Source organism: Amycolatopsis coloradensis, from assembly GCF_037997115.1.
Lineage (GTDB): Bacteria > Actinomycetota > Actinomycetes > Mycobacteriales > Pseudonocardiaceae > Amycolatopsis > Amycolatopsis coloradensis_A.
Genome location: NZ_CP150484.1, coordinates 6,455,512 through 6,474,889 on the forward strand (window position 1 = coordinate 6,455,512; position 19,378 = coordinate 6,474,889).

General features: G+C 69.3%; 20 protein-coding genes. 5 read left to right on the plus strand and 15 right to left on the minus strand.

The features are described from left to right. Positions 1-109: 109 nt before the first annotated feature. Both LCL61_RS30250 and LCL61_RS30255 read right to left on the minus strand, forming a co-directional pair. A complete protein-coding gene (locus LCL61_RS30250) occupies positions 110-649 on the minus strand; it encodes a TetR/AcrR family transcriptional regulator (RefSeq protein WP_340682914.1) in 540 nt (179 codons plus the stop codon). Between the two features lie 90 nt (positions 650-739). Next, the gene (locus LCL61_RS30255) at positions 740-1,339 is read right to left on the minus strand and encodes a TetR/AcrR family transcriptional regulator (protein ID WP_340682915.1); all 600 of its coding nucleotides are present in this window, start codon (positions 1,337-1,339) and stop codon (positions 740-742) included. 37 nt (positions 1,340-1,376) lie between these two features. Here LCL61_RS30255 and LCL61_RS30260 point away from each other — a divergent pair, with 37 nt between their 5' ends. Beyond that, a complete protein-coding gene (locus LCL61_RS30260) occupies positions 1,377-1,877 on the plus strand; it encodes a DUF1772 domain-containing protein (RefSeq protein WP_340682916.1) in 501 nt (166 codons plus the stop codon). Here the strand turns inward: LCL61_RS30260 and kstD are convergent. The 5 genes from kstD to LCL61_RS30285 form a co-directional block, all read right to left on the minus strand. Beyond that, entirely contained in the window at positions 1,865-3,610 is a 1,746-nt protein-coding gene (kstD, locus tag LCL61_RS30265) for a 3-oxosteroid 1-dehydrogenase (protein ID WP_340682917.1), read from the minus strand. The genes LCL61_RS30260 and kstD overlap by 13 nt on opposite strands. Before the next feature lie 130 nt (positions 3,611-3,740). After that, positions 3,741-4,778 carry an LLM class flavin-dependent oxidoreductase gene (locus LCL61_RS30270; protein ID WP_340682918.1) on the minus strand — a complete coding sequence of 346 codons (1,038 nt, stop codon included), beginning with the start codon at positions 4,776-4,778 and terminating at the stop codon, positions 3,741-3,743. Then, a complete protein-coding gene (locus LCL61_RS30275; protein WP_340682919.1) occupies positions 4,778-5,296 on the minus strand; it encodes an SRPBCC family protein in 519 nt (172 codons plus the stop codon). Before LCL61_RS30275 ends, LCL61_RS30270 begins: the two co-directional genes overlap by 1 nt. A 48-nt stretch (positions 5,297-5,344) precedes the next feature. Beyond that, a complete protein-coding gene (locus LCL61_RS30280) occupies positions 5,345-5,860 on the minus strand; it encodes a helix-turn-helix domain-containing protein (RefSeq protein ID WP_340682920.1) in 516 nt (171 codons plus the stop codon). Between the two features lie 60 nt (positions 5,861-5,920). Then, entirely contained in the window at positions 5,921-6,844 is a 924-nt protein-coding gene (locus LCL61_RS30285; protein ID WP_340688712.1) for a hypothetical protein, read from the minus strand. A 538-nt stretch (positions 6,845-7,382) separates the two neighbouring features. Between LCL61_RS30285 and LCL61_RS30290 the strand changes: the two genes are divergently transcribed. Next, the gene (locus LCL61_RS30290) at positions 7,383-7,796 is read left to right on the plus strand and encodes an SsgA family sporulation/cell division regulator (RefSeq protein ID WP_034319553.1); all 414 of its coding nucleotides are present in this window, start codon (positions 7,383-7,385) and stop codon (positions 7,794-7,796) included. Positions 7,797-7,851: 55 nt separating this feature from the next. On the opposite strand, the gene fgd is transcribed toward LCL61_RS30290, so the two are convergent. The 5 genes from fgd to LCL61_RS30315 form a co-directional block, all read right to left on the minus strand. After that, on the minus strand, positions 7,852-8,856 hold the full coding sequence (gene fgd, locus LCL61_RS30295; protein WP_192745079.1) for a glucose-6-phosphate dehydrogenase (coenzyme-F420): 1,005 nt from the start codon (positions 8,854-8,856) through the stop codon (positions 7,852-7,854). 330 nt (positions 8,857-9,186) lie between these two features. Then, positions 9,187-9,663: a DIP1984 family protein gene (locus LCL61_RS30300; RefSeq protein WP_340682921.1), complete on the minus strand. Its 477-nt coding sequence runs from the start codon at positions 9,661-9,663 to the stop codon at positions 9,187-9,189. 43 nt (positions 9,664-9,706) lie between these two features. After that, positions 9,707-10,234, minus strand: coding sequence for a hypothetical protein (locus LCL61_RS30305; protein ID WP_340682922.1), 528 nt, complete (start codon positions 10,232-10,234; stop codon positions 9,707-9,709). Positions 10,235-10,251: 17 nt separating this feature from the next. After that, positions 10,252-10,668: a CBS domain-containing protein gene (locus LCL61_RS30310; protein ID WP_125674654.1), complete on the minus strand. Its 417-nt coding sequence runs from the start codon at positions 10,666-10,668 to the stop codon at positions 10,252-10,254. A 60-nt stretch (positions 10,669-10,728) separates the two neighbouring features. Further along, positions 10,729-11,922, minus strand: a complete 1,194-nt coding sequence (locus LCL61_RS30315; RefSeq protein WP_340682923.1) for a zinc-dependent alcohol dehydrogenase — start codon at positions 11,920-11,922, stop codon at positions 10,729-10,731. Positions 11,923-12,011: 89 nt separating this feature from the next. On the opposite strand from LCL61_RS30315, the gene LCL61_RS30320 reads away from it, so the two are divergent. Then, positions 12,012-12,371 carry a VOC family protein gene (locus tag LCL61_RS30320; RefSeq protein ID WP_340682924.1) on the plus strand — a complete coding sequence of 120 codons (360 nt, stop codon included), beginning with the start codon at positions 12,012-12,014 and terminating at the stop codon, positions 12,369-12,371. 65 nt (positions 12,372-12,436) lie between these two features. Here the strand turns inward: LCL61_RS30320 and LCL61_RS30325 are convergent, their stop codons facing one another. Continuing rightward, positions 12,437-12,637 carry a hypothetical protein gene (locus LCL61_RS30325; protein ID WP_340682925.1) on the minus strand — a complete coding sequence of 67 codons (201 nt, stop codon included), beginning with the start codon at positions 12,635-12,637 and terminating at the stop codon, positions 12,437-12,439. Positions 12,638-12,975: 338 nt separating this feature from the next. Here LCL61_RS30325 and LCL61_RS30330 point away from each other — a divergent pair, with 338 nt between their 5' ends. Beyond that, complete coding sequence (locus LCL61_RS30330) at positions 12,976-15,246, plus strand: tetratricopeptide repeat protein (RefSeq protein ID WP_340682926.1); 2,271 nt, start codon at positions 12,976-12,978, stop codon at positions 15,244-15,246. Positions 15,247-15,518: 272 nt separating this feature from the next. Here LCL61_RS30330 and LCL61_RS30335 read toward each other — a convergent pair whose 3' ends face one another. After that, the gene (locus tag LCL61_RS30335) at positions 15,519-16,742 is read right to left on the minus strand and encodes a cytochrome P450 (protein ID WP_340682927.1); all 1,224 of its coding nucleotides are present in this window, start codon (positions 16,740-16,742) and stop codon (positions 15,519-15,521) included. Positions 16,743-16,889: 147 nt separating this feature from the next. Between LCL61_RS30335 and LCL61_RS30340 the strand changes: the two genes are divergently transcribed. Continuing rightward, positions 16,890-18,392: a GGDEF domain-containing protein gene (locus LCL61_RS30340; RefSeq protein ID WP_340682928.1), complete on the plus strand. Its 1,503-nt coding sequence runs from the start codon at positions 16,890-16,892 to the stop codon at positions 18,390-18,392. Between the two features lie 35 nt (positions 18,393-18,427). On the opposite strand, the gene LCL61_RS30345 is transcribed toward LCL61_RS30340, so the two are convergent. Continuing rightward, a complete protein-coding gene (locus tag LCL61_RS30345) occupies positions 18,428-19,375 on the minus strand; it encodes a phosphatase PAP2 family protein (protein WP_340682929.1) in 948 nt (315 codons plus the stop codon). Positions 19,376-19,378: the final 3 nt, after the last annotated feature.

Genomic DNA, 19,378 nt, shown 5'->3' on the forward strand with positions numbered 1-19,378 from the left:
CTCCTGAGCGTCGCGACCGGACCGGTCACGCGGGCACTGTGTGGATTTCTGGTCATCCAACGCCCCAAAATCCACACAGTGCCCCCTTCAGTGCGCACCACGCCCCCGTCTAGTGGACCAGGAGCCCGAGGCTGCGCTCGGCCTCGGCGACCGCGGCGTCGCGCTCGACGTGGCCGTCGATCACGAGCGTGGCCAGCCCGTGGAGCAGGCACCAGAGCGTGACCGCGAAACCACCCGGATCGTTCCGCTCCCCCACCCGGTCGGCCAGCAACGCACAGGTCACCCGGTGCGCCTCGGCCAGTTCCGGGTACGCGGCGCGGTCACCGATCCCGGCGCCCGCCATCAGCCGGTACAGCGCCGGATTATCCAGGGCGAAGCCGAGGTAGGACCGTCCGAGCGCGGTCACCGTCCCGGCGCCGCAGGCCCGCAGGCGGTCCTGCACTTCGGCGTGCCCCTCCAACGCGACCGCCACCAGCAGCGCGTCCTTGTCGCGGAAATGCCGGTACGGCGCCGCGGTGGACGCACCCACCTTCGCGACCGCGGCGCGCAGGCTCACCCCCTCCGGACCTCGTTCGACGAGAAGTTCCCGTGCGGCGAGGACGAGCGCACGACGAAGATCCCCGTGGTGATAGGCACGTTTGATGATCATGGCGGACCCCCCAGCCCTTGATGCCACGCGAACGCCTCACCTTAACGGGTGCGGAACCGGCCGTGAGCGCTTCGGGGCGTTCCGTGTCCGTCAGTCCCGCCGAGCGGCACCACAAAGCCGCAGGACGCTCTCGGCAAGCGCGTCGACGCCGTCTTCGAGCGTCAGCTGCTGCGCGTCGACGGCGTGGCCGGCGGCGTGGCCGAGCGCCACGATCGCGTTGACGAGCCAGGGATTCGCGAGGCCCTGGTCGAACTCACCCGACACCTTGCCCCTGGTGAGCAGCCGGTCCAGATGATCGGCCACCGCCGAATGCCGGTCCCGGTCGGCTTCGGGATCGTTCTCTTCGGCGGCGCCGGCGGGCAGGAGCGGGTAGCGCCGGAACATCCTCCAGCCGACGTCGAGCAGGCGCAGCATGGCGTCGGCGGCGGGCCCCTCGTCGAGCCGCGCGGCGTCCATCTCGTTCGCGGCCTCCTCGGACACCGCGTCGATCACCGCGCTCAGGAGCGCCTCGCGGGTCTTGAAGTGCGCGTAGACGGTCTGTCTGCTCACCCCAGCCGCTCTCGCGATGTCCTCGACGCTCGCATGGGCTTGTGTGCCTAGGACTTCCTTGGCCGCGGCGAGGATCGAAGCGACACTGCGATCGGCGTCGGTCCGCCGTCGCCTCTGCCGCCCCTCGGCTAGCTCGGACATGTTGTCAACCCTAACCCAGGCCGCTATGTTTGACAGCATGTCAAAGATAATGTCGGGTCTCGTCACCGGTGTCGCCCTTTTGTCGACAGGTCTGCTCGCGGGGGCGTTCGGCTACGGCGCGGTCAACGTCGCCGCCACTTTCGACGTCGTCCCGCTCGACGTGCGGCTGACCTTCCACACGGCGCTGATGCAGCGGAACGGCGTCGTCATGCAGACCGCGATGGCGCTCGCGGCGATCAGCTCACTCACGCTCGCCTTCCTGAGCCGAGGGCGGCCGCGGCAGCTGGCCGGCGTGGCCGTGGCCCTGGTCGTGACGTCGTTTCTGGTCACCCGCTTCGGGAACGTGCCCATCAACGGCCGGATCAAGGTCTGGGCGACCACCTCGGCACCGGCCGACCACGCGGCGATCCTCGATCAGTGGGAGACCTACAACGTCGTCCGGACCGTCGCCGCGCTCATCGCTTTCGTGCTCGTCATCGCCGTTTCACGGCTCAAGCTCGCCGACCGCGTCCTCACTCCGGCGCCTCAGCCAGGCTGATCCGCGAGATCGTTCGCCGCGACATACCCGAAGGTCATCGCCGGGCCGATCGTCGATCCCGCTCCCGCGTAACTGTTGCCCATCACCGCCGCGCTGGCGTTCCCGGCGGCGTACAGGCCGGGGATGACCGAGCCGTCCGCCCGCAGGACCCGCGCCCGCGCGTCGGTGCGCATCCCGCCCTTGGTGCCGAGGTCGCCCGGGACGATCTTGAAGGCGTAGAAGGGCGGCTCCCAAAGCGGCGCGAGGCACGAGTTCGGCAGAACGTACGGATCGGTGTAGTAGTGGTCGTAAGCGCTGGCGCCCCTGCGGAAGTCACTGTCCACACCGGACAGAGCCTGCCCGTTGAACCGGTTGACCGTGGCCCGCAACGCCTGCGGCGGGACACCGATCGCGCTGCCGAGCGACTCCACGGTCCACGCCTTCTTGACCGCCCCCGCCGAGTACCACTCGTCGGGAAACGGCAACAGCGGCGCGACGTCACGGAAGAGATACCGGTTGCGGTAGTGCTGGTCGACGACCAGCCACGCGGGAATGGTGGGCGACGTCGGGTTCCGGTCGTACATCGTGTGCACGACGTCGCTGTAGGGCGCCGCTTCGTTGACGAATCGCTTGCCTGCCGCGTCCACCATCAGCCCGCCGGGCAGGGTCCGCTCGGCGAGGCAGAAGTACGGTTCGCCGGGGAGCGGGATCGCCGGTCCCCACCAGGCGTCGTCCATCAGGTCCAGGGCCGCTCCGGCACGCTTACCCGCCAGGATCCCGTCCCCGGTGTTCGACCGGGCGCCGACAGTCCATTGTGTACCGATCGGCTGGCGCTGGTATTCCGCCCGCATGGCGGCGTTGTGCTCGAACCCGCCGGAACCGACGATGACGCCGCGCCGGGCTTTCACCACGCCCGCCGCGACGGTCACGCCGGTGACCTTCCCGTTCTCGATGACGAGATCGGTCAGGGGCGTGTTCAGCCAGACCGGGACCCCGGCGCGCTGCAATCCGGCCCGCAGTCCCGCGGCCAGCGACTGACCCATGGTGAGCGGTTTCTGCCCGGCCAGCGCGGCGGCCGTGCCGCGCGCGAGGCAGGCGGCCACCACCGCGGCGCCCTTCGGGTTGACCGCGGCCAGCGCGAGCCACTTGTAGTCGGCGCTGAAGACGACCATCCCCGCGGGCGTGGCGAGGTAGGGCGGGTTCAGATTGGCCAGTTCGGCGCCGAGGACGTTCCCGTCGAGCTGATCGGGCTCGATCGAGCGGCCGCCGGGCATCCCGCCGGGCAGCTCCGGGTAGTAGTCGCTGTAGCCCTCCATCCAGCGGAACCGCAGCGGGCTGTTGGCCATCACGAAGGACAGCATCGCCGGCCCGTTGGCGAGGAAGGCCTCCTGACGCGAGGCGGGGATCGACGGGCCGACCACGGCGGCCAAGTACCGTGCGGCCTGTTCCGGGGTGTCGCGGACGCCGGCCTCGGCGAGCACCGGATTGCACGGAATCCAGATCCCCGCCCCGGACCGGGCGGCCGAACCACCGAACTTCGCCGCCTTCTCCAGCACTACGCAGCTGAGGCCGCGTTTCGCCGCGGTCAGCGCGGCGGTCATCCCCGCCGCGCCCGCCCCGACCACGACGACGTCGTACTCACCGAGCACCGTGGAGGCGGCCGAAGCCGCCCCGGCGAACGGCAGTCCCGAAGCGAGCGCGAGCCCGGTGCCGAGCAGGACCTGGCGCCGGGACAGACCGGAATCGGGACCCATGAATCCTCCTCGCGTGGGGATCGAGCGAGGTCATGTTCTCCAGCCGGCCGAAAAAGTGAAACAAGTTCTACCCGCTTGGAGCAGGCGGGACCCGCCGCGCTCGGCCGGTCACCTCAACCGGCGCGGACATTCAGCCCAACGCACGGACTAGATCCAGCGCCCGGCCGAGAGTGGTGAGCCGGTCGGCGACCGTCTCCCCCGCCGGGTACAGCCGGACCGTGTCGACCCCGGCGTCCCGCCAGACGCGCAGCCGTTCGGCGACCATCGGTTCGGTGCCGATCAGTGTCGTGCCGAGCACCATCTCGTCGGTCACCGATGCGGCGGCGCCCTCCCTGTCGCCCGCCTGCCATCGCTCCCGCACCGCCGCGGCCGCTTCGGCCCAGCCTTGCCTGCTGTAGGCGTTGTTGTAGAAGTTCGTCTTCGCCGAACCCATCCCGCCGAGGCTGAACGCGAGTTCGGGCTTGCGGGCCGCGACCGTCCCGCGCAACTCGTCCTCGTCCGCGGCGAAGGCGACCTCGGCACCTTGGCAGACTTCGAGGTCCGCGCGCGATCGGCCCGCCTTCGCGAGGCCGGCGTCGAGATGTGAGAAATAGGCCTGCGCCCCCTCGGGGACGAAACTGGTGCCCAGCCAGCCGTCCGCGATCTCACCGGTCAGCTCCAGCAGCTTCGGCGAGAGCGTGGCCAGATGGATCGGGATATCCGGATTCGGCGCCGTCGACAGCCGCATCGGCTTGCTCTCCCCCGGCAGCGGGATCTCGAATACCTTGCCGGAGAACGAGATCTTCTCCCCCGCGAACGCCTGGCGGATGATCGCGACCGTTTCCCGCATCCGCGTCAGCGGCCGCGCGAACGGAACCCCGTGGAGCCCCTCGATCACCTGCGGTCCCGACGCGCCGAGCCCGAGGGCGAACCGGCCGCCGGAAAGCTCCGAGAGGGTCAGCGCGGTCTGCGCGATCGCCACCGGGGTCCGGGTGCCGAGCTGGATGATGCCCGAGCCGAGCCGGATCCGCTCGGTCCGCGCGGCGAGATAGCCGAGCACGGACGGCGCGTCCGAACCCCAGGCCTCGGCGACCCAGCACTCGTCGAGACCGAGCTTTTCGGCCTCCAGCACGAAATCCAGCGTCTCCCGCCGGCCGCGGGACGCCTCGACCGTGGTCGCCGTCCGCATCACGCGCCGTCCGCCTCGGCGCGCTCCTTGATCGCGGCGAGGGTCCCGGTCATCGCGTTCTCGAACTCGCGCAGCCGGACGAAGACGATCTTCTCCTCCTTGTCCGGCATCTGGTCGATGGCCAGCGAGAGACCGGACCGTCCCGGCCCCATCTGCATCCATTGCCGGAGCTTCGTCCCGCCGTTCTCGGGCTCCAGCGTGAAGCGCCACACCGCGGTCGGCGTTTCGGGGTCCTGCACCGCCCAGGCGAAGACACGCGGCGCCTCACATTCGACGACATACGACGTCGTCTCCCATTCGCCGAACGCGTCGTGCCTGCTGTGGCCGACGAACCGCCTGCCGACCGCGGCTTCGCCGGCCGCGCCGTCGCACCATTCGGCCGATTGGAGTTCCCGGCTCATTGCGGGCATAAGCCGTACATCGGACACGATCGACCAGACCCGCTCCGGAACGGCGTCGACCCACGCCTGCACCTCGACCGTCGGCTTGTCGGCGTACTTCGCGCCCGTCCACTCCATCGTGGTCACCCTCCCATGCCCGTGACCTCGATAGTTGCGTAGATGAACTTACGTTGTCAAATCCTCTTGCGGGGCGAATCGGCGTACGACGTCAGGGCGGCTCGCGAGCTTCGGCGGGTAGCCGCTGCCGAGCCGGGCCCGCGTGTTCTCGGCGGTGAGCGGCCGGGCGCAGTGCGCGCAGACGACCTCCGCGTGAGTGTCGTGCCCGCAGGTCTCGTGGTGGAGCGCGATCGGCGGCCCGTCGTCCCCGGAGAGCCAGCGGTCGCCCCAGCGCGACATGGCGGCGAGCACCCCGTAGAAATCCGAGCCCTTCTCGGTCAGCACGTAGTCGTAACGGACGGGGTCGGCCTGGTAGGCGCGCTTTTCCAGCAACCCTTCCGCGACCAGGCGGCGCAGCCGGTCGGCGAGGGTGTTCCGCGCGATACCGAGCTGCTGCTGGAACTCGTCGAACCTGCGGATCCCGTAGAACGCCTCCCGCAGGACCAGCGGCGTCCACCAGTCGCCGAGCAGGTCCATGGTGCGCGCGATCGAACACGGCCACTGCGCGAACGAAGTCCGTTTCATACCCGCGAGCCTACGCCCGGCAGAATTGATCCGGTCGTTCCCACACTCATTCTCCGGCACTCAGGCACTGGCACGAAATGTTGCGATCCGGTCAAGGATATCTCGCGCGTTAATATCGCCCACCCGCTTCCGCAGACTTTCCGACAGTGGCCGTAGACGATCTCGCGTCCGCGCGGAACGGATTCCGTCCGCGATGTCCATCGCGGCGAAACCGACCTCCGCCGCCCGGTCGAGATCACCCTCCAGCGCGTGGTCGACCGCGAGCCAGATCATCGTCAGCGACCGGCTGCGCACCATGTCCGGCCCATAGCCCTCGATGGCGTCGGTGAGCGCGGGAATGGCCTTCCGGCTGTGGCGGACGTCGACGAGCCTGGCGAGTTCGGTGCGCACCGTGCCGATCATCGCGGCCAGGTCGTTGGCCGTGAAGAAGGCCGACCACGACGGGACGGCGTCGTCGGCGGAGTCCGCGAATTGTTCCGGGGCAAGGGAAATCTTGTCGAGCGCCTGGCGGACGTCCCCGAGCAGCGCATAGGCCCACGCCTCGTTCGCCGACAGGATCGCCTGCGACAACGGCCGTCCGGCGCGGCGTGCCGCGACCTGTCCCTGACCGAACTGCTCGAGCGCCTCCGTCGGCGACCGATGATGCAGGTACATCCGGCCGAGCCGGTAGCGGATGTTGGCGAGGAGGTCGTCGTCACCCGCCTCCGCCGCGAGGTCGAGCGCGCGACGGAAATGCCGCTCCGCCCGCACCGGGCGACCCGAGTCGAACTCCGTCCAGCCCTTCAGGTTGTGCAGGTCCGCGACCACGCCTGCCAGCCGCCGGGCCAGCGGGTCGGACATCATCCCTCGCCGCAGCGCGGCACCGTACGGCTCCAGCACGCGCAGCAGTTCCCGGCAGGACCCGCCGCCTTCCCGGTAGTCACGCGCCCGGAGCGCGGCGATGACGCTCTCCAGCCGGTCGACGTCGGCCTGCCCGACGCGCATCGGGAGCCGGTCAATCACGGCGACACCCCTGGACGCGGGGCACCGCCGGCGCGATCCCGAAACCCGGCGGAGAAGAAACACGTCCGGGCATCGTCCGCCCGCCTGGCCCTTGATTCGTTTCCCGCCGCGCGAGGTCTTCCTTGGGAATGACGACGGTGATTCGTACGCCCATTACCGCTCCCTCCCGATCCGCAACGATCATGCTCGTCGAGGTCCAGGACTGAGCCGCGCCGGTCTCCTGGAAACATTTGAACGACGCGTGCTGATGTTAAACCGCCAAGAATACGGATTCACTCCGCCAAATGGCTGCCCATATTTCCTTCATCGGAATATGCACGTGCGAAGTCTCTTTCTTTTGCACGACTGATCGCCTTTCCGCTTGCTCACCGCACGTGCCCACCGAAGACGGTGAGTGAGCACATGAGACGCAGCTCTCAGCCGAACGTGTGAACCTTGTCAACTCGGGTCACGAAAAGGCTTCACATTGCGTTATCCATAGCTGAAGATCAACAGCAACCGAACGTAAGGGGCTGAAGCATTGGACAGGGAAAGCGACCTCATCCGGGGGACGATCGTCTTCGGCCTGCGCACTTTCGGTGCGGACCCGCTCCCCGTGCGGGCCGACCTCGAATACGACCCCGAAGACCCCTACGCCGTCGTGGTGGCCTACCACTCGGGCGGCGGGACGGTGCGTTGGATGTTCGGCCGTGACCTCCTCGCGGACGGCCTCCTCACCCCATCGGGTGAGGGCGACGTGATCATCAGCCCGGCCGACGACACCTCGATCGTGATCTTCGCGCTCAGCGCGCCCGACGGCTGCGCTGTCCTCGAAGCTCCGGCGCAGGAGCTGGCCGAGTTCCTCGACCGCACCTACGACGTCGTGCCCGCCGGCTCCGAGCCGGAATGGTTCGACTTCGACCAGGAGATCGGCAAGCTCGTCACCGAGTCCTGACACGCCTGACCCCAGTGGCGGCACCGCCTCCCGCGATGCCGCCGTCCGCGCCGGGTCAGCCGAGTTCGCGGAGCCCCGGGACGACCTGTTCGGAGAACGAGCGCAGGAACCGCTCCTGGTCGTGGCCGGGACCGTGGAAGACGAGGTGGTTGAAGCCCGCCTCGACGTACGGCTTGATCTGCTCGACGGCGTCCGCCGGGTCGGAAGTGACGATCCAGCGGCGGGCGACCTGCTCGATCGGCAGCGCGTCCGCGGCCTTTTCCATTTCCGCCGGGTCCTCGATACCGGCCTTCTGCTCCGGCGTCAGCGAGAGCGGCGCCCAGAACCGGGTGTTCTCCAGCGCCTGCGCCGGATCCGGGTCGTAGGACAGCTTGATCTCGATCATCTTGTCGATGTCGCCGGTGCTGCGGCCGACCTGCTCCGCGCCTTCCGCCACCGCGGGCAGCAGCTTCTCGGTGTAGAGCTCCATCCCCTTCCCGCTGGTGCAGATGAAGCCGTCACCCTGCTTGCCGACGTACTTCGCCATCACCGGGCCACCGGCCGCGATGTAGATGGGCACGCCGCCCTCGGGGCGGTCGTACACGGTGGCGTCGGTGGTCTGGAAGTACTCGCCCTCGAACGTGACGCGCTCCTCGGACCACAGCTTGCGCATCAGCTCGATCGCCTCGCGCAGCCGCGCGAACCGCTCCTTGAACGCCGGCCACTCGATCCGGGCGACCGCGACCTCGTTGAGTGCCTCACCGCTGCCGACGCCGAGCAGCACCCGGCCCGGGTACAGGCTGCCGAGGGTGCCGAACGCCTGTGCCACCACGGCCGGGTTGTAGCGGAAGGTCGCCGTCAGCACGCTGGTGCCGAGCACGACCCGCTCGGTGCGCTCGCCGACCGCCGCCATCCACGCGAAGGAGAACGGCGCGTGCCCGCCCTGGTGCCGCCAGGGCTGGAAATGGTCGCTGACCATCACGCTGTCCAGCCCGACCTGCTCGGCGAGCACGGAGTACTCGACGAGGTCGCGCGGGCCGAACTGCTCGGCCGACGCCTTGTAACCGATCTTCAGTGCCATCCGGGGTCACCACCTGGGCTCTTGGGTTGTTCCGCTCTTCACCTTGGCACAGAGTCGATCAGCTCCGCCCATGCCTCGGCGGGGTGAAGAGTGTCGGGAACACCACTGTGTCACCGGGAATGCGTGGAAAGACCCCGTACCCACCCTCGCCCTCCGGGACCGGCACGTGGTGATGAACTGTGCCGTTTGCGCCGTCACCTGTGCGTCGTGCTGGGCGGAGTTGTGATCGGGGAGTCGAACCCCACGCTGCCCGCCACGTACCAGGCGAGCCGGAATACCGCCGGCCCTCGGCTTGTGCCCGCTTCCCGGAGGGCTACCTGCTTTCCACGTTCAGTCCAAGAGGTCGGTCTCCCAGTTGGTGCGCTGGATCTCGACGTCGACCACCCGGATCTCCCCCGCGACCCGGTCCGCGCGGGATCGCAGTTCCGCGACCGGGAGCGCCGAAAGGTATCGCAGTTCCGAACGGAGCTGGCGGCCGTAGCCGCCCTGGTTGCGGCCTGCCGCGGCGTCGGCGGCCGCGGTGAGGACACCGTGCCTGAGCCGGAGGACGTCGCGGCGCGCGATCGCGTCGGTGATCGTGCCCTCCCCGAGCGGGGTCACGGCGTTGGTCCGGTTGATCCGCTGGATCAGCGATTCCAGTTCGCCCAGCGCGGTTTCGGCTTCGACGAGCAGGGCGGAGGCGTCTTCCGACGGTTCCTCGCCCTCCTGGTGCCGCGCGTTGTCGACGATCCGGGAGCGCAGCGCCTCCACCTTCTTGGTCACGTCGGCGCGCAGAGCGAGCGCTTCGGCCAGCTTGATCCGAGACATGCCGGGAATTATCACCAAGATCGATGACCGACGCATCCCGTTTTCAGCCCGCCAGGGAATGCCTCTGATAGGACGAATCCGGCTCGGTGAACTCGATCCCGTTCTCGTCCAAGGCGTTGAAGACGGTGAACCGGCCTCGCGGGAAGACGAAACCGAGCGCGACCATGCCGTTCGCCATGTCCCGCGTCGCGCAGTCGAGCAGCTCGACGTCCTGGAGCACCTGCCCCTCCAAAGCGGACAGTTCCGCAAAGACGTCCTGCCGCCACCGGAGTGGGCTGGGCTCGGCCGGATCACCCCAGTCCCATGAGGACTTCCCGTACGGGTCGATCGTGTTCCAGGTCAGGGAGAGCTCGTCGAACTTCCAGTGCGTGATCTCCAGCCGTTCGGCACCGAAGTCCACCACCACGGGCGCGTCCGAGAGCCACTCGGCGTACTCGACGAACCACGTGAGGTGGACGCGCTGGAGTCGTTCACCCGCCAGCTCACGCAAACGATTCCCGTGGGCCCTCCGGATCGTGTCGAGTCCGGAGAGCCACACGGGTGCATAGCCTTCGATGTCGAAGAACGCCACCGAAGGAGTATGGCGGGTCAGTCGTAGGACAGTGCTTCCACCAGCTCGCCGCTGTCCGGGTTGGGCAGAGCCCTCGCCACGTCGGCCTGTGCCACGATGCCGACGAGCTTGTGGCCGTCGATCACCGGCAGGCGCCGGACCTTGTGGTTCGCCATGGTGCGCATGATCTCCTCGGCGTCGTCGTCCGCGCCGATCGTCACCGCCTCGCCCTGGGCGAGTTCCGAGGCGTGCAGTGCCCTGGGGTCCTTGCCCTCGGCCAGCACCTTCACCACGATGTCGCGGTCGGTCAGCATGCCCTTGAGCTTGCCGTCCTCACCGCAGATCGGGACCGCGCCGACCGACTCGGCGGCCATCTTCTTCGCCGCGTCGAGCACGGTTTCGGACGCGGACACGCAGGTCGCGCCCGCGGTCATGATCTCTCGTGCCGTGGTCATCGCATCGCTCCTTCCATCAGGATCCGCATACCGGATACCCGGCATCCGCGTGCCGACACCTCAAGCCGCCGACGGCTCCAGCAGGATCTTGATCGCGCCGTCCTGTTTCTTCTGGAAGATCTCGTAGGCGTGCGGTGCCTCCGCCAGCGGGAGCTTGTGCGTCGCGAAACCCTCGACGCCGAGCGGGTCGGCGGGGTCGGTGATCAGCGGCATGATGTCGTCGATCCAGCGCCGGACGTTGGCCTGCCCCATCCGCAGGGTGATCTGCTTGTCGAACAGCTCCATCATCGGCAGCGGGTCGATCATGCCGCCGTAGACGCCGCTCAGCGAGATCGTCCCGCCGCGCCGCACGCAGTCGATGGCCGCGTACAGCACGCTGAGCCGGTCGATCGCGGCCTTCTCGGTGACCTTGGCCCCGATCGGATCGGGCAGGAGGGCGACGAGATTCTGCGCCAGCCGCCCGACCGGGGCGCCGTGCGCCTCCATCCCGACGGCGTCGATCACCGAATCCGCTCCCCTGCCGCCCGTGGCCTCACGGATGACGTCACCGAGGTGCTTGTGCTCACGCGTGTCGTAGGTGACGACGCCTGCCGCGGCGGCCTTCGCGAGCCGTTCCGGCACCAGGTCGATGCCGATCACCTTGCCCGCGCCCCGGTGTTTCGCGATCCGGCAGCAGAACTGGCCGATCGGGCCCAGCCCGAAGACCACGACCGTGCCGCCCTCGGGGAGGTTCGCGTAGTCGACGGCCTGCCAAGCCGTGGGCACGACGTCGGAGAGGTACACGAAACGCTCGTCCGGCGGGCCGTCCGGCACCTTGATCGGGCCGTAGTGGGCCTGCGGGACGCGCAGGTATTCGGCCTGGCCGCCCGGGACCTGGCCGTAGAGCTTGGTGTAGCCGAGCAGCGCGGCGCCCTTGCCGCGGTCGGTGACCTGCGTGGTCTCGCATTGCGACTGAAGGCCGCGGTCGCACATGAAGCAGTGACCGCAGGAGATGTTGAAGGGGATCACGACGCGGTCGCCGGGCTTCAGGTCCGTCACCCCGGACCCGACCTCTTCGACGACACCCATGGGCTCGTGACCGAGGATGTCTCCCTCGTCGATGAAGGCGCCGAGTACCTCGTAAAGGTGCAGGTCGGAACCGCAGATCCCGGTCGAGGTGATCCGCACGACGGCGTCGGTCGGTTCGAGGAGTTTCGGATCCGGGACGGTGTCCACCCGGACATCGCGTTTCCCGTGCCAGGTGACGGCCTTCATGGTGCTCCCTTCGGCGGTGTTTTCCGTTGCCCGCCGGATGCCCGTCCGCGCATCCGGCAAACCTCGCCGTTCCGTGCCACCGTGGAGCCATGCGAACCCGGATGCTCGCCGTCACCGTCGACTGCCGTGAGGCCGAAGCGCTGGCCGCGTTCTGGAAGGAAGCACTCGGCTACCCCGAGACCGAACGGTGGACCGACGGTCACGGGGTGACCTATGTCGAACTGAAGAGCCCCGATGTGCCGAGCCTGCTCTTCCAGCCGGTCCCCGAGGGGAAGCCGGGCAAGAACCGGCTGCACCTCGACATCGCGCCCACCGAACTCGAGCAGCGCGAGGAGGTCGCCCGGCTCGTGGCCCTCGGCGCGAAGATCCTCGAAGACCCCGAGTCGGACCACTGGGTGGTCATGGCCGACCCGGAAGGGAACGAATTCTGCGTGCTGCCGCGGCGCTGACCCACTTGGGCTCGTGAGTGGTAAGGACGGTTAGAACCGTCCTTACCACTCACGAGGGTTGTCTCTCAGGCGGCCTCGTCGTCGCTTCGCGCCGACCGGTCGGAATGCAGCCCCAGCATCTCCAGCAGCATCCGGCAATCCGTCGCGTCGCGGGCGTTCGCGACCACCGCTTCGGTCGCCTTGCGCAGCACCGCCGCGCGCACCGCGGTCGCCCCACCGTCGACCAGTTCCTCCACCGGACGCATTTCCTCGAACGGGTTCCCCATGACCCACCTCCATCGTCCCCTTCGTTGATACCCGATTCCGGCGGCGAAAGCCCCCGCGTTCTTGCGGTTCCGGCGGCGNGGAAAGGCGGCCACGGCCGGCTTCCGAGGAGATCAGCACTCGCCCGGTAGCTCGCAAGGCGGAACAGGGCCTGCTCACATTTCGCGGTCGCGCATGATCCACCTCCCTTTCGGCCGGCGCACCGGTGGGGAACGGGCGCGTTCTCGCACAGTTTGCGGGCTGTCTTCGCACCTGCGCATACCCGGTGGCCGTGTTGTGACCCGGGTAATGGGAAGGTTGTGGCACCATCTGCCGCGCAGCGGGAAGAAAGGTGCTTCTGGTGACCGAGAATTCCGGCTCGGCCAGATCGGGGGAGACCGGTAGAGCACGCCCGGTTTCGACGGCCGCGCTGACCTTCGGGCGCGCATTGCGGCAACGACGGCAGGCGCGCGGGCTGGCCTTGCGGGAACTCCAGAAACTCGCCTATGTCGACAAAAGCCTCATCAGCCGGGTCGAACGCGGGCTCACCCCGCCGAGCGCGGAATTCGCCGAAGCCTGCGATCGCGCGCTTGGCGCGGGCGGCGCCCTGATCGTACTCGCCGAAGCCGCCCGCGCGGAACCCTATGTGCATCTTCCCCCGCCGCCGGATCATTTCGTCGGCCGTGCGGAACACTTGGCGCTGCTGGACGAAAAAGTGTTCACCGAAGCGGCCAAAGTGGTCTTCGTGGCCGGTCCGCCCGGGGTCGGGAAGACCGCGCTCGTGCTGAATTGGGCGAACCGGCGGCAAGAGGAGTTCGACTGTGTCCTCTGGTCGGATCTTCGCGGCTATGCGGCAGGTTCTCCGGCACAACCCGCGGACATCCTCGACGATCTTCTGCGCTGCGTCGGTGTCCGCCCCGACCGTGTCCCCGCCGAGGAACACATGCGGCTCGCGCTCCTGCGGGGCCTGTTGCGCGGCCAGCGCACGCTCGTCGTGCTGGACAACGCCCTCGACTCGCACCAGGTGCGGCCGGTGCTGCCGGGCACTCCGGACACCACCGTGCTGATCACCAGCAGGCGACGGTTGTCCGGACTGGTCGTCGGCACCGGCGCGGTCCAGGTTTCCTTGGAGCCGCTGCAAGATCTCGAAGCGGCGCGGCTCATGGCCGATCTCATCGGCGACGAACGCGCGGCAGGCGATCCCGAAGGCGTCGGCAGCCTCGTCCGGCTGTGCGCGGCGCTGCCGCTCGCGGTGAACATCGCCGCCGAACGGGTCGCCACGCATCCCCATCAGAGCGTCGGCGACCTCGCCCGTGAACTCGTCGCCGAGGGACGAAGGCTGGAACTGCTCGCGGTCGACGACGACGCCGTCGGGGTCCGGGCCGCGTTCAGCTGGTCGTACCGCGCGCTGGAGGCCGACACCGCCCGGATGTTCCGGCTGCTCGGCCTCCATCCCGGGCCGCGGTTCACCGCGGGCGCGGCGGCCGCGCTCGCCGGTCTGCCGGAACACGACGCGCGACGGCTACTCGACAAGCTCGTGCAAGCGCATCTCGTCCAGCAGGTCGGCGCGCGGTACTACCGGTTCCACGACCTGCTCCGCGTCTACGCCGCCGGAGAGGCCGCCGCCGCGCGATGGCGGGAGGAGCGGCAGGCGGCGGTCTCCCGCCTGACCCACTGGTACCTCTACGCCGCCAACGCGGCGAGCTGGACGCTGACCCCGGCGCGCGACCACCACATCGACCTGGGTCCCGCGCCCGAAGGCGTCGAGCCGCTCCGGTTCGCCACGTTCGACGAGGCCTATATCTGGTGCACGTCGGAAATGCCGAGCATCACCGGTGTCGCCCGGCTGGCGCTGGACCACGGGCTGTACGAGGTCGGCTGGCGGCTGCCGGTGGAACTGTTCGACTACCACCTGCTCGGCAGGCCGTGGCAGACGTGGATCTCCAGCCACGAGGTGGCGATCGAGTCCGCGGAGGCGGGCGGCGACCTCGGCGGGCTGGCGTGGTCGGCGATCAACCTCGCCGAGGCGCACCGGCGGCGCGGCGACCTCGACCGCGCGCGCGACCTGTTCGGCCGGGCCGTCGAGCTCTCGGAAGAGATCGGCGAGAACCCGAGCCTCGGCTGGGCACTGGTCGGGCTCGGCAACATCGCGCACGAGCGGGAGGACTACGCCGAAGCCGTGCGGCTCGCCGGGCAGAGCGTGGAGGTGAACACCCGGATCGGCTACCGGCTCGGCGAAGCGACCGCGCGGGTCCACCTCGGCCGCGCGTACCGCGACCTCGGCGAACGAGACCAGGCTCTCGACCACGGACTGCGCGCCTTCGAGGCCTACGCGAAGGACGCCGACCAGCACGGCATGGGGTTCGCCCTGGTGCCGCTGGCCAGGACCTGCCACCGGTTCGGCGATCTCGAGCAGGCGCTCGAGTACTGCGAGCAGGCGCTGACCGCCTACCGGAACTGCGGCGACGTCTGGGGGCAGGCCGACGCGCTCGACGAACGCGGCTGCGCGCTGGCCGCGCGGGGACAGGCCGACGAGGCCATGGCGGTCTGGCGCGACGCGCTCCAGCTCGTCATGGATCTCGACGACCGGAAGGCGAGCGTGCTGCGGGGCCGTCTCGAAGGCGCGGTCTAGGGACGCTGGCCGGTCGCGGCTCACCACCTGGCGCGCTTGACCGTCCACAAGGGACACCGGTTCAGGTCGCGGCGTCCCTTATGGGCGCTTTGCCCGGGGGTCGTGAGTGGTAATGATCGTTCTAACCCTCTTTGCCACTCACGACCTCCACCCTGAACTGTACAAACAGACATCAATCGGTCATTTCGCCGCCCAAAAGTGTCCCTTGTGGACACTCCGGACGTGGCCAGCTCCCGTCGTCCAGCACCACGCCACGAAGCGCTCCTTACCACTCACGAGAGCCGCACCGGCAGGTTGTGCAGACCGCGGGTGATCGCGCTCGGCCACCACACAAGCCGGTCCTCCGGCACGGTCAGCGTCATCGACGGCGCGCGGCCGAACAACGTCTCCAGCGCCGCGGACGCCTGCATCCGCGCGAGCGCGGCGCCGATGCAGACATGCGGGCCGACGCCGAAGGCCACGTGCCGCACCGGCCGCTCGCCCGGCCGGAAGGCGAGCGGTTCGGAGTGCACCTCCGGATCGCGATTGGCCGCCAGCAACGACAACAGGATCGGATCGCCCGCCTCCATCCGCTGCCCGGCGAGTTCCATCGGTTCGGTGACGAATCGCCAGCTCGTGTTCTGCAGCGGGGTGTCGCGGCGCAGGACCTCCTCGATGACGAGCGTCAGGTGTGCGCCGTCGGCGCGGGCGCGGGCCGCCTCCTCCGGATGCGTGATGAGGGTCAGCGCGGTGGACACGATGAGGCTGATCGTCGTCTCGTGCCCGGCGATCAGGGACAGGAACGCCGTCGCGGCGACCTCTTCGGTGGTCAGTTTCCCGGCGGCCTCCTGTGCGAGGAGGTCGCTGATCAGGTCCGCACCCGGTTCGGCGCGTTTGCGGGCGACGACGTCGGCGAGCAACGCGTCCAGGTCATCGGTCGCCTTGAGCATCGACGCCATGTCCGTGACGTCGCCGGCGGCGACCACCAGCGCGGGCGGGCGGACCTCGTCCAGCAGGCCGTCCGGGATGCCGATCAGCTCGCAGATCGACCGGATTCCGAGTGGATAGGCGAAATCCTCGACGAGGTCGCCCTCGCCCCTGTCCAGTATCGGGTCGAGCAGTTCGTTCGCGAGCCGATGCGTGCGGTCGCGTATGTGCAGCAGCCGCCGCGGGCCGAAGGCACCGGCACAGGCCTTGCGCAGCCGTGCGTGTTCTTCGCCCTCGAAGTTGTTCATATGCCCGATGAGCGTCGGCCGGTGATCGGCGGGCAGCCCGAGATTGGCCTTGCGCCAGTGGTCCGCCGCGACGGACGGGCATTTGGACAAACGCGGGTCGGCCATCGCGGAAACGACGTCCGCGTGCCGGGTCAGCAGCCAGGCCCAGGTGTTGCCGGGAAGCGGAAGCCGGAACGCGGGGGCGTTCGCCCGGAGCCATTCGTAGGCGGGTGAGGGATCCCTGTCGAATTCCGGGCCGAACAGCACGGGAACCGCGGCGGCGTCGTATTCGGCATCAGGCATACGAGCCACGATGCCAGCTCGTGGCGGAAGAGCGTCCGGCGAACGCGGGTATCGGCCTGTCTCACGCGATCGTCAACGCGGTCCCCCTGTCACCCCCTTGTGGTGACCCAGCAAGATCGAAGCGGGTGCGGTGCGTAGCAGTGGGAGGTGACCCTCGTCAGCGAGTTCGGCAAGCACGACCCTGACGCGGTTTCGGTGCGGCCGCGCGGTTCGCTCCGGGATTTCGCCGACACCGTCGGCCTCGCCGCCGCCCGCGTCTGGCGGCTGCGTGGCCGTGCCTGGAACACCCTGCGGCATCCGGCGGGGTGGGAACTGTGGCGGCTGCCGCCCGCGGCGGTCTTCTGGATGCTCGGCACCGAGATCGCGGTCGCGGCCTGGGCGCTGTACAGCGGTTTCAAGGCCTCCACCACGACCACCGATCTCGTCCGCTTCGGCGTGATCGCGTGTTGCGCGATCTGGTACGTCGTCCAGACGCAGCATCCCGAGGAGCAGCGCCGAGCCGACGACCGGCGCGGCGAACACATCGACCAGACCGCCGTCTGGCTGGGCGGCGGGGCCGTTCTGCTGCCGCCCGCGTTGTCACTCGCGTTGCTGCTGATGGTGCGCGTGCAGCGCTACTCCATCGCGCACAAGGCGATGACGACGTTCCTCTTCACCACCGCCGCGCACGCCGCCTCCATTCTCGGCGTGCACACGATCACCGAACTGACGGCACTGCACACCTGGCTCGAATCGGGCACGCTCCCCCAGCGACCGGGTGACATCGCGGTCGCCGCCGTCGCGCTGGTGGGTGCCGCGCTCTGGTACTTCGCGTCGCAGACGCTCCTGATCAGCATCGCGCGCGGCCTCGCGTGGGGCGGCTGGCGGCGGCAGAAGCTGATCGGCAGCTGGGCCGACAACGCGGACTTCGTCTACGCGCTGCAACTCGCCGCGTGCACCACGATCCTCGGCGCGGTCAACATCGCGCTGGTGCCGCTCGTGATGATCGGGGTCGCGCTGCGGTCGACCCGGCTCTCGCAGGTGCTGGCGGACACGATCGCGCGCAGCCAGCGTGACCGGAAGACCGGACTGCTGACCGAGGACTCCTTCCACGCCCCCGCGGCCCTGCGGCTGCTCGAAGACCAGACCGGACGGCGGCCGACGGCGTTCCTGATGCTGGACCTCGACCATTTCAAGCAGTGGAACGACAAGTACGGGCATTCCGGCGGCGACATCGTGCTCGGGTGCGTCAGTGCCGTGCTGCGGCAGAACACCCGCTCCACCGACATCGTCGGGCGCTGGGGCGGCGAGGAGTTCTCGGTACTGCTGCCGGACACCACCCGCGAAGAAGCGATGCGGATCGCCGAGCGGATCCGGGCGGCCGTCGCGAAGACCGCCATCACCGGCCTGACCGAACTCGCCAGCGGGCACGCCACCAACGAGCCCCGCGCGGTGGGGCCGATCCACGGCTGCACCGTGTCGATCGGCGTCGGGCTCTCGCCCGAACACTCGACGGACTATGGCGAACTCTTCCGCGCGGCCGACGCGGCCATGTACCAAGCGAAACGAAGCGGGCGGAACCGGGTGGTCGTGGCGCCATCCGCGATTCCTCCTTCGCCGCGGGCTCCGACGTCTCCCTTGAGCCGAGCCGGAGACTCGCGCCGCGACTGACACGCGTTCAGTCCTCTGAATGCGTTCGGCGAGCGTCAGCGGCGGGTCACGAGGCGGGTCTCGAGCAGATCGCCGACCACGCGGGTCTCCACGCCGGTCCGCCGTTCGAACGCGGAGCCGCGCAACGGCCATAACGCGACCAGCACGACACCCACCGCCGCGCACGCGGCCAGCACCAGCGCGGCGACGAACTGGGCGGCTCCGGCGGTCGCCGTGCTCAGCACCGCGAAGCCGATCAGGACGATCACGGTGGGCAGCACCGCGGCCAGCGCGACCAGGAAAGCGGGGGTGCGGCGCAGGTCCCGGCGCCGGGTGGTCAGCCAGGCGGCGAGCAGGCAGGCGAACGACGCAGCCAGCAGGCAGGCGCCCGCCGTGTCGCTGAGCCGATGCCAGCCCAGCGCGATGGTCGACGACGCGACCCAGGCGACGGCGACGCCGCCGATCCCGATGATCGCCGGGCGGAATCGTTGCGGCAGAACGAAAGCGAGCGCCATCAGAATGGCCATGGCGGCGCTGACGTGCCCGCTGGGGAAGCTGTTGTGCCCCGGCCCGCGGCCGCCGTCGGGCAGTTCGGGACGGACGAGGACGTAGAGCTTGAGCAACTGCGCGGCGACGAGCGGGAGCACGAGGACGCTCAGCGCGGGGACCAGGAGGCCGGGTTTGCGCCGGAGCAGCGCCAGGACGACCAGCCCGATCCCGGCGGCGCCGATCACGAGCACCATGTCCTGGTCACGCAGCGGTCCCGCCCAGTCCATTGTGGACCACTGGCCGGACTGCGCGCTGCGGACGACGCCGTTCTCCGCGAGCTGCCCGGCCGACGTGTGCACGAAGAGCACATAGGTCACGAGGAACGCGACGGCCAGTCCCAGTCCGGTGGCGAGCTGGAACACGGCCCTGGACAGGGTCCGCCGGGTCTCGGCGTGCCGTCCCGGCAGCGGACGGCGGGCGGGGGTCGGCTTCGCTTCGTGGGTGAGTAGGGCCATGCG

What these genes read in the sequence shown, in the direction of transcription:
- LCL61_RS30250 (WP_340682914.1), bottom strand. Translation starts at nt 649, where the DNA reads ATGATCATCAAACGTGCCTATCACCACGGGGATCTTCGTCGTGCGCTC.
- LCL61_RS30255 (WP_340682915.1), bottom strand. Translation starts at nt 1,339, where the DNA reads ATGTCCGAGCTAGCCGAGGGGCGGCAGAGGCGACGGCGGACCGACGCC.
- LCL61_RS30260 (WP_340682916.1), top strand. Translation starts at nt 1,377, where the DNA reads ATGTCAAAGATAATGTCGGGTCTCGTCACCGGTGTCGCCCTTTTGTCG.
- kstD (WP_340682917.1), bottom strand. Translation starts at nt 3,610, where the DNA reads ATGGGTCCCGATTCCGGTCTGTCCCGGCGCCAGGTCCTGCTCGGCACC.
- LCL61_RS30270 (WP_340682918.1), bottom strand. Translation starts at nt 4,778, where the DNA reads ATGCGGACGGCGACCACGGTCGAGGCGTCCCGCGGCCGGCGGGAGACG.
- LCL61_RS30275 (WP_340682919.1), bottom strand. Translation starts at nt 5,296, where the DNA reads ATGGAGTGGACGGGCGCGAAGTACGCCGACAAGCCGACGGTCGAGGTG.
- LCL61_RS30280 (WP_340682920.1), bottom strand. Translation starts at nt 5,860, where the DNA reads ATGAAACGGACTTCGTTCGCGCAGTGGCCGTGTTCGATCGCGCGCACC.
- LCL61_RS30285 (WP_340688712.1), bottom strand. Translation starts at nt 6,844, where the DNA reads ATGCGCGTCGGGCAGGCCGACGTCGACCGGCTGGAGAGCGTCATCGCC.
- fgd (WP_192745079.1), bottom strand. Translation starts at nt 8,856, where the DNA reads ATGGCACTGAAGATCGGTTACAAGGCGTCGGCCGAGCAGTTCGGCCCG.
- LCL61_RS30300 (WP_340682921.1), bottom strand. Translation starts at nt 9,663, where the DNA reads ATGTCTCGGATCAAGCTGGCCGAAGCGCTCGCTCTGCGCGCCGACGTG.
- LCL61_RS30310 (WP_125674654.1), bottom strand. Translation starts at nt 10,668, where the DNA reads ATGACCACGGCACGAGAGATCATGACCGCGGGCGCGACCTGCGTGTCC.
- LCL61_RS30315 (WP_340682923.1), bottom strand. Translation starts at nt 11,922, where the DNA reads ATGAAGGCCGTCACCTGGCACGGGAAACGCGATGTCCGGGTGGACACC.
- LCL61_RS30320 (WP_340682924.1), top strand. Translation starts at nt 12,012, where the DNA reads ATGCGAACCCGGATGCTCGCCGTCACCGTCGACTGCCGTGAGGCCGAA.
- LCL61_RS30325 (WP_340682925.1), bottom strand. Translation starts at nt 12,637, where the DNA reads ATGGGGAACCCGTTCGAGGAAATGCGTCCGGTGGAGGAACTGGTCGAC.
- LCL61_RS30335 (WP_340682927.1), bottom strand. Translation starts at nt 16,742, where the DNA reads ATGCCTGATGCCGAATACGACGCCGCCGCGGTTCCCGTGCTGTTCGGC.
- LCL61_RS30345 (WP_340682929.1), bottom strand. Translation starts at nt 19,375, where the DNA reads ATGGCCCTACTCACCCACGAAGCGAAGCCGACCCCCGCCCGCCGTCCG.